Below are 12,375 nucleotides of genomic sequence, written 5' to 3'. Positions count from 1 at the left end.
GGAAGACCGCTCCCGGGCGCGGCGCCTGGGGTGACGGACGGCGGCAGGGCAGGCCGGTCGGGAGCCATCCGGCGTCTCCTTCTGCTCGTCCACCCGCTGGTCGGCGGCACACACGTACGGACTCCCGCACACGGACTCCCGCACGTCGGGGAGACCACAAGCCTAGAACCGGAACCCAGGACCCTGGTCCTGGGCGGCAGCGGGACGGGTACCCGGGTACCGGCACACGGCCCTTCCCACGCCCGATGCCCGGACCCCGTGCGGGGTGATGCCCTGGAGTCAGGCCGCGGCACACGCCGTGGCACCGGGAAGGGAAGTTCATGGTCCGCAGTCTCACCGCACTCGCCGTACGCCATCGGTGGGTGACGATCGTCGTCTGGTTCCTGCTGGGGGCGGCGCTGACGGTCACCGGCCAGTCGATGATGTACGACGCGTCGGGATCACAGGCGAGCGACTTCCTGCCCCGGGAGTACGGGTCGGCGGCGGCGCTGCGGATCGCCGAGGAGGAGTTCGGCGAGAAGCCCGACCCCAACGCGGTCACCATGCTGGTGGCCCGCGAGGACGGCGGGAAGCTGACCGCCGCCGACCGGGGGCGGATCGGGGCGGTCGCGAAGGAGCTGGGAGCGCGCCAGGTCATCGCGCCGAAACCCGAGATATTCCTGATGACGGACCACTCCCAGGTCCCGAAAGTCGGTCTGGGCGCCCCGGCCCCCGACGGCTCCTTCCAGCTGCTGACGGCCACCCTCACCGGCAACGCGGCGGACCCCGGGCTCCAGGACGTCTACCGCGCGTTCCGCGCCGACGCGAAGGCCGCGTTCGGTCAGGAGGGGCTGCGGGCCGGGTTCACCGGCGGGATCGCGAACTCGGTCGACGCGTTCGACGCGGGGGAGATCCGGGAGAAGGTCATCGGCGCGGTCACCATGGGACTGATCGTGCTGATCAACGTCCTGGTCTTCCGCAGCCCGCTCGCCGCGTTCCTGCCGCTGGTGGCGGTGGCGCTGGTCGGTGGGGTCGCCTCGGGCGCGGTCGCGGGGACGGCGCTGCTCTTCGACATCGAGCTGGACGCGTCGATCCCGTCCCTGATCGCGGTCGTGCTGCTCGGCATCGGCATCGACTACTTCCTCTTCCTGCTCTTCCGCTTCCGGGAGCTGCTGCGCGACGAACCCGGCATCGACTCGGTCACCGCCGCCACCAGGACGGCGGGCCGGGTGGGCAACGCCATCACCTCCGCCGCGCTGACGATCGTCGCGGCCTTCGCCACCCTCGGTCTCGCCAGCTTCGGCCAGTTCCGGGTGCTGGGGCCCGCCATCGCGGTCTCCGTCCTGGTGATGCTGCTGGCGAGCCTGACCCTGATGCCCGCGCTGCTCGCGGTGACCGGGCGGGGCATGTTCTGGCCCGCCCGCGCCTGGCGCCGTCAGCCCTCCACCGACGGGACCGGCGCCCGCCTCGGCCACGCCATCGCCCACCGGCCCGGCCGCTGGGCCCTGGCGAGCGTGCTCGTCCTGGTCGCCCTGGCCGCCGGATCCCTCGGCATCACGATGAACTACGACCAGCCCGCCCACGACAAGACGGCCGCCACCCGCACCGCCGACGAGATCGCGGACGCCCTCCCGGCGGGCGCGGCCGACCAGCACACCGTGTACATACGATCCGGGGACGGGCCCCTCGACGCCGCCGCCCTCACCAGTCTGACCTCGGCCCTCGGCCGCACCGACGGCGTGGGGCAGGTCGGCCGCCCACTCCTCAGCGACGACCGCACCGCCGCCCGTCTCGATGTCGCCCTCTCCGTGGTCTCCGACAGCCAGCGGGCCCGCGACCTGATCACCGGCCCCATCCGCACCACCCTGGCCCAGGCCGCGCCCGACGGCACCGAGGCCCACATCACCGGCACGGCGGCCGTGTACGCCGATATCGCCACCGCCGTGGACAAGGACCTCCGCCTGGTCTTCCCGGTCGCGGCGGGCCTGATCCTGCTGATCCTGCTGGTCCTGCTGCGCTCCCTGGTCGCCCCGCTGATCCTGATGCTCGCCGTCGGCCTGGGCTTCGCGGCCACCCTGGGCGCCTCGACCCTCCTCTTCCAGCATCTGCTGGACCGGCCGGGCGTGATGTTCACCCTGCCGCTGGTGCTCTTCCTCTTCGTGGTGGCCCTGGGCACCGACTACACCATCCTGGTCACCGACCGCCTCCGCGAGGAGATGGCCCTCGGCCGCTCCTCCCGCGACGCCGTCGCCGAGACCCTCCGCCACACCACCCCCACCATCACCACGGCGGGCTTCATCCTGGCGGCCTCCTTCGCCACCCTGGTCGTCAACCCCGCCAACCAGGAGATCGGCTTCGCCACCACCCTCGGCATCCTCCTCGCCTCCCTCCTCCTCTCCCTCCTCCTCGTCCCCTCCCTCGCCTCCCTCCTCGGCCCCACCCTCTGGTGGCCCACCCGCCCCACCCACCCCCGCCACCGCGGCCCCCACCCGGAAACCCCTGAGCGGGACGCATACCGCGAGCGGGAGGAGACGGGGGTGTACGGGAGGCGGTAGGGGGCGGTGCGGGCTCCACACCTTGCGTCAGGTAGATGTGCCCGACTTGGCGGAATGGCGCAGCGCCATGAAGTATCGATCCACTTCGATGATTTCTTCCTGCGTCAGCACGGGAGGATCGCCATCCTGCTCCAGTACTCGCCACAGGAAATCCTCGTCCAAAGCGATTCCATAATGCTCCACGTAGTCTGCGGCATCACCGCGCCAGTAATACTCGCCATCGGTGAGAAGGCCGCTGCCGCCGGAGGTCCCAAATTTCGATCCCAAGATATCTGTGGTGTACTCCATGATGGCGAGCACCACGCTACCCTTCCGAAGGTAGGCGGAGGCAATCTTTCGTAGATCGCGATCGAGCTGGTCAACCAAGGTGGACATTTCCTCGGCGCGCAGGCTGTATCGTGATTGGCTCTCCAATATGCTCAGAATGCCAACGGGTTTGACTTCTCGCATGAGCTTTCTCCGGATCCGGTCACTTTACGATGGGGTCGCCTAGTGGCCCATCAGGCCATTCTCGCACCAACCCTGTGTCTGGGTCGATATCCACCATGTGAGGGCTTGCGTGCCGCACCTCTACCCCGAGAATCTCAGACAGCTCCCGCGCTGCCGCAACGCCTCCATGGCAGGTGACCATCTGGATGGGGCCACCTTTGTAGTGTGGATTCTCCAGAACTGCGTCGGCTATCTGCTGAGGATGCGTGATCATTCCATCAACGCGAAAATTCCCATCTGTGTCTCCATGGACGATCAGGTCGTGCCCTGCGGCTCCGCGTGAACGTAGAAGGTTTTGTAGAGTGTTGGCGTCGTCGCCGATTGCCGTAGCCGTCTCTGTGTGGCGCACCGTTGCACCACTTGCCAGGAAGGAGTCCATGGGTCTTCCTTCGCGCGGCAAGCAGGGAGCGAGCCCAATGGGGTCAATGCCTTTATGTGGATTGTGAACGTAGGCGTTGGGATTCGGTGCCGGACTGAGTCCGAGTGGGTCTGGTGTGATATATCGCGCGCACTCAGGGTCGTAGTGCCGAAAGTAGTTGTAGTGAAGCCCCGTCTCCGGGTCGTGGTACTGCCCCGGAAATCGCAGTGGCGTGTATGTGGTCGCGTCCCGGTTCCACGTCGTGGTCCCCCACAGCGTGGTCCGGGTCCGCCAGGCGATCTCGCCCTGCTCCCCGACGAGTTCGGTAGGTGTGCCGATCAGATCCGTGGCGATGGCGTAGAAGCGCTGGTCCACGATCTCCTGTGGTGATCCCGCCGCACCGATCCGCTCGGTCTGGGCGAGAGGACGCACACCCTGGTGGTCCCAGGTGATCGTGACCGGCTGGGGAAGCTCCGGTGAGCTGGTGGTCTGCTCGCAGAGGACGGTGCCGTCCCAGGCGAAGCGTGTCTCTTCGACGACGGTCTCGCCGTCGTCAGCGAGGCGCTGTTTGGCTGTACGGCGGCCGAGGGGGTCATAGCGGTAGCGCCAGCGGGTGCCATCGGGTGTGGTGACGGCGGTGAGCCGGTTCTCCGTGTCCCAGGTGTAGTGCCAGCTGTCGGGCTTGCGGGAGAGACGGGTCTTCTGCCGCAGAGTGACCCGGCCGAGGGCGTCATGTTCGTAACGGACGTTCCCGGCACGGGTGAGTACGGTTCCGTCATAGGCACGTGCCCCGGTCGCCTCATGCCCAGGGTGTGCGGAAGGCCACGACGCTGCACTCTGGTTCCCGGCCACGTCGTAGACGTAACTCTCCTGCCAGCCGGGCGCGCTGACCGTCGTGACGCGGCCTACCGCGTCCAGCTCGAAGCGAGACGGGCCGCGCGATTCGTCCTCGATCGCGGTGAGGTGCCCGTCCGCACGGTAGGTGTAGGCACGACGGTTGAGGGTGCGGCTGTCATGGGTGAGGAGTTGCTCGGTGAGTCGGCCAGTCTCGTCCCAGGTGGAGTCGACGGCCAGGAACTCTCCGAAGGACCTGCTCCGCTCGCGTCCGGCCGCGTCATGGGCGAAGGTGATCCGCTGTTCGCCGCTGGTCAGTTCGGTCGGTCTTCCGGCTTGGTCGTAGCCGTAGGCGGTTCGTTTTCCCGTGGGCGTGGTGCGCTGGATGCGGCGGCCGAGGGAGTCGTATCGGTAGGTGCTGACGTGGCCGTCGGCCATGACCGTGGTGAGCAGCCCGCGCCGGTCGTAGTGGTGGAGCAGCTCTCCGTCCGGCCCAGTCGCCCGGACCAGACGGCCGTTGGCATCGTGGGCGTAGGTCGTAATCTGTCCGCCCGCGTCCTTGCGGACGACCCGGCCCAGCGGATCCCGTGTGAAGGAGATTCCGCCCCCGAGCACACCGGTGCGCCGAGACAGACGCCCGACGGCGTCCAGTTCATACCTCAGCTCCCGGTCGTCGAAGTCGCTTTCGGAGATCAGCCGTCCCGCCGCGTCGTAGGCGTAACCCCATCGCTGTCCCAGTGGATTGGTGACCTCGGTGAGGCGGAGTTCGGCGTCGTGACGGAACTCGTAGCGCGTTCCGTCGGGCCCGGTGCGTGCCCGCAGGAGGTCGAAGTGGGTGTATTCGAAGCGTGTGGTCTGGCCGAGAGGGTCGATGCGGCTGAGGAGGTTGCCTTCACCGTCGTAGGTCCAGGACTCCGCCGATCCGTCCGGGCCGATACGGGAAGCCAGCTCACCGTCAGGGCTCCATGTGTAGCGCGTAGCCGCGCCGAGTGGGTTGGTGACGCTCAGCGGACGCCCGAACGGGTCCCTTTCGTAGTGGTCGCGGTGACCGAGCGGGTCGCTGATCTCCAAGGGGAGTCCGGCGGGGTCGCAGCGCACGCCCGTCACCGCGCCGAGTGGGTCGGTGATCGAGGCGAGACCCCCTTGGGGGTTGTACGCGTAGTGGGTGGCATGTCCGGCCTCGTCGATCACGCGGACGCGGTTGCCGCGTTCGTCGTACTCCTGCCGCCAGGAGGTTCCGTCCGGGTGGACGAACCGGGTCGGATAGCCGTCCTCGTCGTACTCGGCCCGTCGTACGGCACCGTCGGGCCAGGTCACAGCGGTCAGTTGACCGAACTCGTCATAATCGAGGCTGGTCGTATGCCCCAGCGCGTCCGTCCGCCCCGTCTGGTTCCCCCGCTCGTCATACGTGAACCGCGTCGTATGCCCCAGCGCGTCCGTCGTCGCGACGACCCGGCACCGCTGGTCGATGACGTGGCGGGTACGGTGGCCTGCGGCCGTGGTCAGGGTGGTGGTGCGGTGGCCGGTGGCGGGGTCGGGGGAGCTGTAGGTGAGGGTGAGCTGGAAGTGGCCCGCCTCGCCGCCCTCGGCTATGCACCGGTCCTGGCCGTCGTACACGTAGTCGTAGCGGCTCCCGTTGGAGTCGATCCAGGCGATCACCCGCTGTTCGTCGTCGTATGCGAAGGTCAGGGTGGCCCCGGACGGTTTGGTGACGGCGGTCAGGTTCCCGCCCGAGTACCCGTACGTACGCACCGGATGAACCGTGTCCCCGTCGAGGAGCCCGAGCCCGGTCACCCTTCCCTCCGCTGTGCTCAGCGTCAGGTGGTAGCCCCCGGAGTGCACCAGCGCCAGCGGTGTCCCGTCCCCGGCACGGTCCACGCTGATCGTGTTCCCGTTCCGGTCGGAGATCTGCGTCAGCCAGGCGTCTCCATCCTCCTCGCCGCCAACGGCCCCGCCCCCGGCCCCGGGCGCGGTGAAGTGCCGTACCAGTCCGCTGACCGGGTCGGTGACGGTGTAGTCCCCTCGCTCGTCACGGGCCAGGCGCGCCCGTCCCGTCCCTGTCTCCGGGAGGGTCGCCACGCCCGGTGCGGGATGCGGATAGGTGAGGAGCATCCCGTCCGCCGTCACATGCACGACGCCGACCGGGTCGATCTCCAGTCGTTCGTCCACGGTCGAGGACCAGGACGGGCCGAAGAACCGGCCCACCCGGTATCCGGACTCCACCCGTCGGGTGAAGACCAGTGGGAGGGTGCCCGGAAGGGCCACATCCGTCTGGGGCAGGAACATCCGGCCGGTCGCCAGGTCGACGGGGTCCGTCCCCTTGGTCGGCTTGGTTCCGTCGCCCCGGTCGTGGGTGCCGGGCGGGGAGCCGTCGACCGCGCCACGGCCCTTGCCGGCGTCGGCCGCCAGGTCGGCGCCCTCCTTGAGTACCCGCAGGCCCTTGACCCCGGCGCCCGCGCCGCCGGTCGCCACGGTCAGCGCCACGTCGGGCAGGAGTCGTCCGAACCCCTCGGCCGGGTCCTTCATAAACCCGTCGACCATGCGTTTGCCCGTGCCCCAGGGGTCGTTGGCGACCTGCACCAGCCCCGCCGCCGTGTTGTTCAGCGACAGCAGATACTCCGCCGGGTGCGTGATGTTGTACGGGTCCAGCGGGTTCACACTCCGGACGAACGACAGCAGCCCCGCCGTGCCCTTGATCACCCCCGCCCCGACATGGGTCCCGATCACCTCCAGCTCGCCGAGGCCGTCGGTCACCTGCTTCCCGTACGACGGCTTCGGCGGGGCCGCGTCCCGTGCCGCCGTGACCGCCGAACGCGCGCGCTCCGCCGCCTCGTTCCGCTGCTTGCGCGCCTCCGCGAGCAGCTCTTGGGCCCGCTGCATCCGCGCGGTGCCCGGATCGGAGAACTCGCCCGGCCGTGCTGGCAGGGAGGACGGGTCACGGTCCTCCGCCGGGCGCGCGTTGTAGGCGTCCACGGCCTTGTTGAAGGTGTCGACCTTCGTCTTGTGTGCCTCCGCCGCCTCCTCGGACGCCTTGGTCCCCGCCTTCCACAGGTCGATCGCGGTCTGGGCCTGCCCCTGCGCCCACTCCACCGTGGAGGCGAACGAGTCCAGCGCCTTCGCGGCCTTCTCCAGCGCGTCCGACGCCTTGAACCACTTCGGTGGCTGGGTGGCGACCTTCTCCCGGAACGCGTCCGCGCCCTCACCCTTCAGATCCGAGGAGTCGGCTCCCTTGAGCCCCTCTCCGACGGTGGTGAACGCGGCGCCCAGGTCGGTCAGATGGGATGCCGTCGACCGGAGCTTCGACGGCGATCCGTACACCAGCCGGGTCTTGTCCTCCGTCTGTCCGAGGTCCAGCTCGTCGACCTCGGCGCCCATCCGGTTGGCGACCGACCGGGAGGTGTCGCGGACCCAGTCCGCCCCGGACTCCCACCCGACGTCCTCCAGCCGGTCCGCCGTCCACTCCCCGGCGTCCTCGACCCGGTTCCCGACCCACTCCACACCGTCCTCGACGGCGTCCTCCACCACATCCGGAGTGATGTCCTTGACGAAGTCCCCGATACCCAACGCCTGTCTCCCCCCTGTACTGGACCGCTGGCCTTACCGCGCGACCGCTGACGGCCGGCCCCCGGGACGGCTCACACCGCTCAGAGGCAGGCCCGGCCGGGGCAGGACACCCTCACCCCGTGGCGACTTGGCGCGCCCGCCGCCTGAGCACCTCCCTCTCACCCGCCGCCTGAGCACCTCCCTCTCACCCGCCACCCCCCTCCCGTGCCGCCCGCTCCTGCGGCGAGGGGCCGAAGGTCTCGTCCACCGCCCGGTCGAAGGCCCCCTGGTCCACTCCGAGCGCCTCGTTGAGGATCCGGGACCGCTGCCCACCCGCCCCCTCCGTCACCAGGGCCCGCCCGGTGTCCTTCCAGGTCTGCGCGGCTTCCTCGCGCGCCCGCTCGAAGGACTCCCCGCTGTAGTCGGGGTTCAGGTAGTCGGGTGTGAACACCTCGCCCCAGCTCTGCCGGGTGACCTCTTCCTCGGAGGCGTGGGGGTTGCCGACGACGGAGTTGAGCGCGACCTTGAGGGTGCCCTGGCGGTACTGGTCCTCCTCCCACACCCTTCCGGCCGCGAGCCCCAGCGCGGCGGCGAGCGTGTTGGCGTCCTGGACGAGTGCCCGGACGCCCCACTCCCAGCGCTCGCAGAAGTCCTCGAAGTCGGTGGAGAGACCGTGGTGCCCCGCCTCCATCCCGGTCAGTGACAGATCGGAGAGCCCTTTGCCCATCACGGACCCGGTGGCCGAGCCGACGTCCCGCAGTTCGACGATGGCGGCTGTCAGCCCCTGGGTGATCTTCTGGGTGCTCTCCCGGTCGAACCTGAGGTCCTCGTAGCCGCTCACTCCCGCCCGCCCTCCTCCTCCGTGCCCACCAGGGCGACCGTGTCGGGGACCACTCCGGCCACGGGCGGGAAGAGCATGGAACCGTCCGGGTCGGCGATGTTCACCGCGACTCCGGCGGGCTCCTCCATCGCCGGGATGACCTCGTCGAGCAGCCGGGCTCCACGTATTTCCGCGTACTCCCACTCGCGCCCGCTCTCCTGGGCCCCGCGCGCCCGCGCGAACCGCGCCAGGGCCTCCGCGTCCGTGAAACCGCAGATCCACCGCACACCGCCCAGCCGCGCGGTCCACAACCCGCCGCCGTCCACGGGCACCAACAGCAGCGCCCGCCTCAACTCGCCCACCAGTGCTCGGGGATCGCCCTCGCCCCGTCGGCGCTCCTCGATCCGTCCGGCGAGCGCCGCCCCCGTCTCCGTACTCATCCGCGTACCTCCCCGTGCCGACGCGGTCATCCGCTCGGGACGGCGGACAGCCGTCCGATGCCATTCCAGCATTCACCGGCCCACTGACATCGGGCGGTTCGGGCTCCGACCCACCCCGCACCCCGCCGGACACGGCCGTACACCGGCGAACTCCCAGCTCCAGCGGGTTCTCGTCATCGGTCACCGCATCCCGGCCGCACCAACCGAGAGACGGCGTTACGGTTCCTTTCACGAAATCCGCACAAGGGGAGACCTGAGCGATCCGCACGCATCGCCCCTGCCACTCCCCGCCGGGCCGCCACCGCGACGCCCGCCTCGCTCCCGTCACGGCAGGCCCCTCACCCCGCCCAGCGATACAGCTCGGCCCACTGTTCGGCGGTGAGGCTCTTCGGCAGGGCCATGGCACCGATCCGCCGCTCCCGCAGCCAGCCGTGGACCCCGCGTCGCACCCCGGGCCCCGCGACCTCAGCGACGATCTCGGCCAGCCCCCGTCCCTTCCCGGTGAACACGGCGTGGACGAAACCCTGGTAGCGCCGGAGTTCCGTACGAGGAAGAAGAGGTTGCCGTCGTCGCGTCATGGTCAAGACCCCGGCGTCCACCCCCGGCCTGGGCCGGAACGCCGCCGCTGGAACGCGTTCCACCAGCCGGAAGCCGAACCACGGCCACCACTGCGCGGTCATCATGGTCGCCCCACCGACCCCCGCCCGCCGCCGTGCCACCTCCCACTGCACCACCAGGACCGCCTCGGTCCACCCGGGGGCGTGCAGCACGTGCCGCAGCATCACCGTGGTCTGGTGGAACGGCAGATTGCCGACCAGGACATGCCGCCCGGCCGGCAGCGGGTACCGGAGGAAGTCCCGGTGGACGATCTCCGTGGGCGACACCACCCGTCGCGCCAGCCGTCCCGCGAGCCGCCCATCGATCTCGACCCCGGTCAGGCGCCTGCCCAACCTCTGCAACGGCAGCGTCAGCGCGCCGTCGCCGGGCCCGATCTCGATGATCGGCCCATCGGTGGCGGCGACGAGACCGACGACGCTCCGGATGGTGTTCTGGTCGATGAGGAAGTTCTGACCCAGCTCATGACGGCCAGGACGGTATGCAGGCACAAGATCTCCGCGGCTCCGAGGTGAGCCGGGCAGCACGAAGGAACCACCCGGCGACTGACTCGCTCAGGCGGCGGTCTCCTCCCCCTCAGAGAAGCGGGAGACGGACAACCCGCCGCTCTACGCGGCGGTACCGGGTCAACGCGATCCCACAGCAAACCCCTGCGATCCCACACATGCGCCGCACGCTACCCGGACCCCTCGGCCCGGGGACACCGCTTTTCGCCTGGCCGGGTGCTCCGCTCCTCCAGCCATCACCGAGCCCTTGAACGCGGTCGCCCGCCGGTAGCGCCCACGGAACCGGGCACCATCCTCCGGCGGCCATGAGCGGCCCGCACCCGGTATCTGATCAGCCGCTCATCCCGGGACCCGCGCCCTCTGGCACCCGACACCTGACCCGCCCCGGACAACGACAAAGCCCCAGGTCGCTGACCTGGGGCTTCGTTCAAGAGCGGATGACGGGAATCGAACCCGCGCTATAAGCTTGGGAAGCTCATGTTCTACCATTAAACTACATCCGCGCGCCGTACCCGGTGATCAATAACCCCGAGCCGCTGGCTGCGCCCACTGTACCCCATCCCGTCACCCCGGCCGAAGCCGTCATGTGCCCGTCGCCGCCGGTCGGCGCGATCGTGGTGCGCCGTACCGCAGTTGGGGCGTACCGTGTGCGGCGGCCGGGTGGCGTGCGAGGGTTCGGCGGGGGCTCGGGCGAGTGGCGGAGTGCCGCTGGCGAGGGTCTGTTGCTCATCCCCTAATGTGGTCTTTCGTCCGCATTCGCTGGGAAAGGGACTCATGGACTTGATGGAGCGCACCGTCGTCCGCTGTGCCGCTGGGCACGTCTTCGCAACCGCCTCGTTTCCGCTGCAGCAGCTCGGGGCCGGGCGGATCGGACCCGGACGGCTGGTCCGGTGTCCACGGTGTGCGCGGCTGCGCAGTGTCGTCCCCGTCGAAGGGGGCGTGACCGGGGCGGGAGCCGGGGTCACGCGGACGCGGTAGGCGTCGTGCCGGAGCGGTGGGTGTGCCCGTCAGGGGTACGCCCACCGGTCGTATTCGGGCCCCCGTGGGCTGGTCCGCGGCCGTCCGAGTAGGGGTGGTCTGCGTGCTCTGCGTATCCTCGGGGGGTGCTTCTCTCTGACAAGGATATCCGGGCCGAGATCGACGCCGGGCGGGTACGCATCGACCCGTATGACGATTCCATGGTGCAGCCCTCCAGCATTGATGTGCGTCTCGACCGCTATTTCCGGGTGTTCGAGAACCACCGCTACCCCCACATCGATCCCGCCGTCGAGCAGCTGGATCTGACCCGCAAGGTCGAGCCGGAGGGCGACGAGCCGTTCATCCTCCACCCCGGTGAATTCGTGCTCGCGTCGACGTACGAGGTCATCGGCCTGCCCGACGACATCGCCTCGCGACTGGAAGGAAAGAGCTCCCTCGGTCGGCTGGGGCTGGTCACCCACTCCACCGCTGGGTTTATCGACCCCGGTTTCTCCGGCCATGTCACGCTGGAGCTCTCGAATCTCGCGACGCTGCCGATCAAACTGTGGCCGGGTATGAAGATCGGGCAGCTGTGCATGTTCCGGCTCAGCTCGCCGGCCGAGTATCCGTACGGGAGCGAGCGCTACGGCTCCCGCTACCAGGGGCAGCGCGGACCGACCGCGTCCCGTTCGTTCCAGAACTTCCATCGGACCCAGGTGTGACCATGAGCGATGTACGAGAGAACCTGACGTACGAGGGGTTCGGCGGCGCCGTCCGGGAGCTGGCGCAGACGATCGCCGATGACGGGTACGAGCCGGACATCGTGCTCTCCATCGCCCGGGGCGGTGTTTTCGTGGCCGGTGGGCTGGCGTACGCGCTCGACTGCAAGAACATCCATCTGGTGAATGTCGAGTTCTACACCGGTGTAGGCACCACGCTGGAAATGCCGGTGATGCTCGCGCCGGTGCCGAACGCGATCGACTTCTCCGACAAGAAGGTCCTGATCGCCGATGATGTCGCGGACACCGGGAAGACCCTGAAGCTGGTCCATGACTTCTGTGTGGACCATGTCGCCGAGGTCCGTTCCGCCGTCATCTACGAGAAGTCGCACTCGCTGGTGAAGTGTGAGTACGTGTGGAAGCGCACCGATGAGTGGATTAATTTCCCCTGGAGCGTGGAGAAGCCGGTCGTGAGCCGGAGCGGACAGGTCCTCGACGCCTGACCGGGGCCTGTGACCGCGGACGACGGCGGCCCTTGAGCGGATGCATCCGCTCAAGGG

The 12,375-nt window shown here is 69.3% G+C and carries 9 protein-coding genes and 1 tRNA gene; 4 read left to right on the top strand and 6 right to left on the bottom strand.

The features are described from left to right. The first annotated feature begins 320 nt into the window (after window positions 1–320). On the top strand, window positions 321–2,534 hold the full coding sequence (locus ACFVIM_RS09325; RefSeq protein WP_384300062.1) for an MMPL family transporter: 2,214 nt from the start codon (window positions 321–323) through the stop codon (window positions 2,532–2,534). A gap of 27 nt (window positions 2,535–2,561) precedes the next feature. On the opposite strand, the gene ACFVIM_RS09320 is transcribed toward ACFVIM_RS09325, so the two are convergent. The 6 genes from ACFVIM_RS09320 to ACFVIM_RS09295 form a co-directional block, all read right to left on the bottom strand. Then, window positions 2,562–2,984, bottom strand: coding sequence for a hypothetical protein (locus tag ACFVIM_RS09320; RefSeq protein ID WP_384300061.1), 423 nt, complete (start codon window positions 2,982–2,984; stop codon window positions 2,562–2,564). Window positions 2,985–3,003: 19 nt separating this feature from the next. Further along, complete coding sequence (locus ACFVIM_RS09315; protein WP_384300060.1) at window positions 3,004–7,779, bottom strand: putative T7SS-secreted protein; 4,776 nt, start codon at window positions 7,777–7,779, stop codon at window positions 3,004–3,006. Window positions 7,780–7,963: 184 nt separating this feature from the next. Beyond that, window positions 7,964–8,599 (bottom strand): hypothetical protein, encoded by a 636-nt coding sequence (locus ACFVIM_RS09310; RefSeq protein ID WP_384300059.1) that lies wholly within the window; start codon window positions 8,597–8,599, stop codon window positions 7,964–7,966. Beyond that, window positions 8,596–9,018 (bottom strand): hypothetical protein, encoded by a 423-nt coding sequence (locus ACFVIM_RS09305; RefSeq protein ID WP_384300058.1) that lies wholly within the window; start codon window positions 9,016–9,018, stop codon window positions 8,596–8,598. Before ACFVIM_RS09305 ends, ACFVIM_RS09310 begins: the two co-directional genes overlap by 4 nt. Before the next feature lie 338 nt (window positions 9,019–9,356). Beyond that, window positions 9,357–10,124: a 23S ribosomal RNA methyltransferase Erm gene (gene erm, locus ACFVIM_RS09300; protein ID WP_384300057.1), complete on the bottom strand. Its 768-nt coding sequence runs from the start codon at window positions 10,122–10,124 to the stop codon at window positions 9,357–9,359. A gap of 447 nt (window positions 10,125–10,571) precedes the next feature. Beyond that, window positions 10,572–10,642: transfer RNA gene (locus ACFVIM_RS09295), tRNA-Gly, on the bottom strand. Window positions 10,643–10,913: 271 nt separating this feature from the next. Between ACFVIM_RS09295 and ACFVIM_RS09290 the strand changes: the two genes are divergently transcribed. The 3 genes from ACFVIM_RS09290 (at window position 10,914) to ACFVIM_RS09280 (ending at window position 12,318) form a co-directional block, all read left to right on the top strand. Then, a complete protein-coding gene (locus ACFVIM_RS09290) occupies window positions 10,914–11,117 on the top strand; it encodes a hypothetical protein (protein WP_384300056.1) in 204 nt (67 codons plus the stop codon). Between the two features lie 125 nt (window positions 11,118–11,242). Then, complete coding sequence (gene dcd, locus ACFVIM_RS09285) at window positions 11,243–11,818, top strand: dCTP deaminase (protein ID WP_384300055.1); 576 nt, start codon at window positions 11,243–11,245, stop codon at window positions 11,816–11,818. 2 nt (window positions 11,819–11,820) lie between these two features. After that, window positions 11,821–12,318, top strand: coding sequence for a phosphoribosyltransferase (locus tag ACFVIM_RS09280; protein ID WP_384300054.1), 498 nt, complete (start codon window positions 11,821–11,823; stop codon window positions 12,316–12,318). Window positions 12,319–12,375 lie beyond the last annotated feature (57 nt).

This window comes from Streptomyces sp. NPDC057638, assembly GCF_042800315.1.
Taxonomy (GTDB): Bacteria; Actinomycetota; Actinomycetes; order Streptomycetales; family Streptomycetaceae; genus Streptomyces.
The sequence above is the reverse complement of the archived record's forward strand: the minus strand, read 5'-3'. Positions and strand labels throughout refer to the sequence as shown.

Excerpts from the sequence above, each read along its gene's own strand:
- ACFVIM_RS09290 (WP_384300056.1), top strand. The coding sequence starts at position 10,914 with ATGGACTTGATGGAGCGCACCGTCGTCCGCTGTGCCGCTGGGCACGTC.
- ACFVIM_RS09305 (WP_384300058.1), bottom strand. The coding sequence starts at position 9,018 with ATGAGTACGGAGACGGGGGCGGCGCTCGCCGGACGGATCGAGGAGCGC.
- ACFVIM_RS09325 (WP_384300062.1), top strand. The coding sequence starts at position 321 with ATGGTCCGCAGTCTCACCGCACTCGCCGTACGCCATCGGTGGGTGACG.
- ACFVIM_RS09320 (WP_384300061.1), bottom strand. The coding sequence starts at position 2,984 with ATGCGAGAAGTCAAACCCGTTGGCATTCTGAGCATATTGGAGAGCCAA.
- ACFVIM_RS09280 (WP_384300054.1), top strand. The coding sequence starts at position 11,821 with ATGAGCGATGTACGAGAGAACCTGACGTACGAGGGGTTCGGCGGCGCC.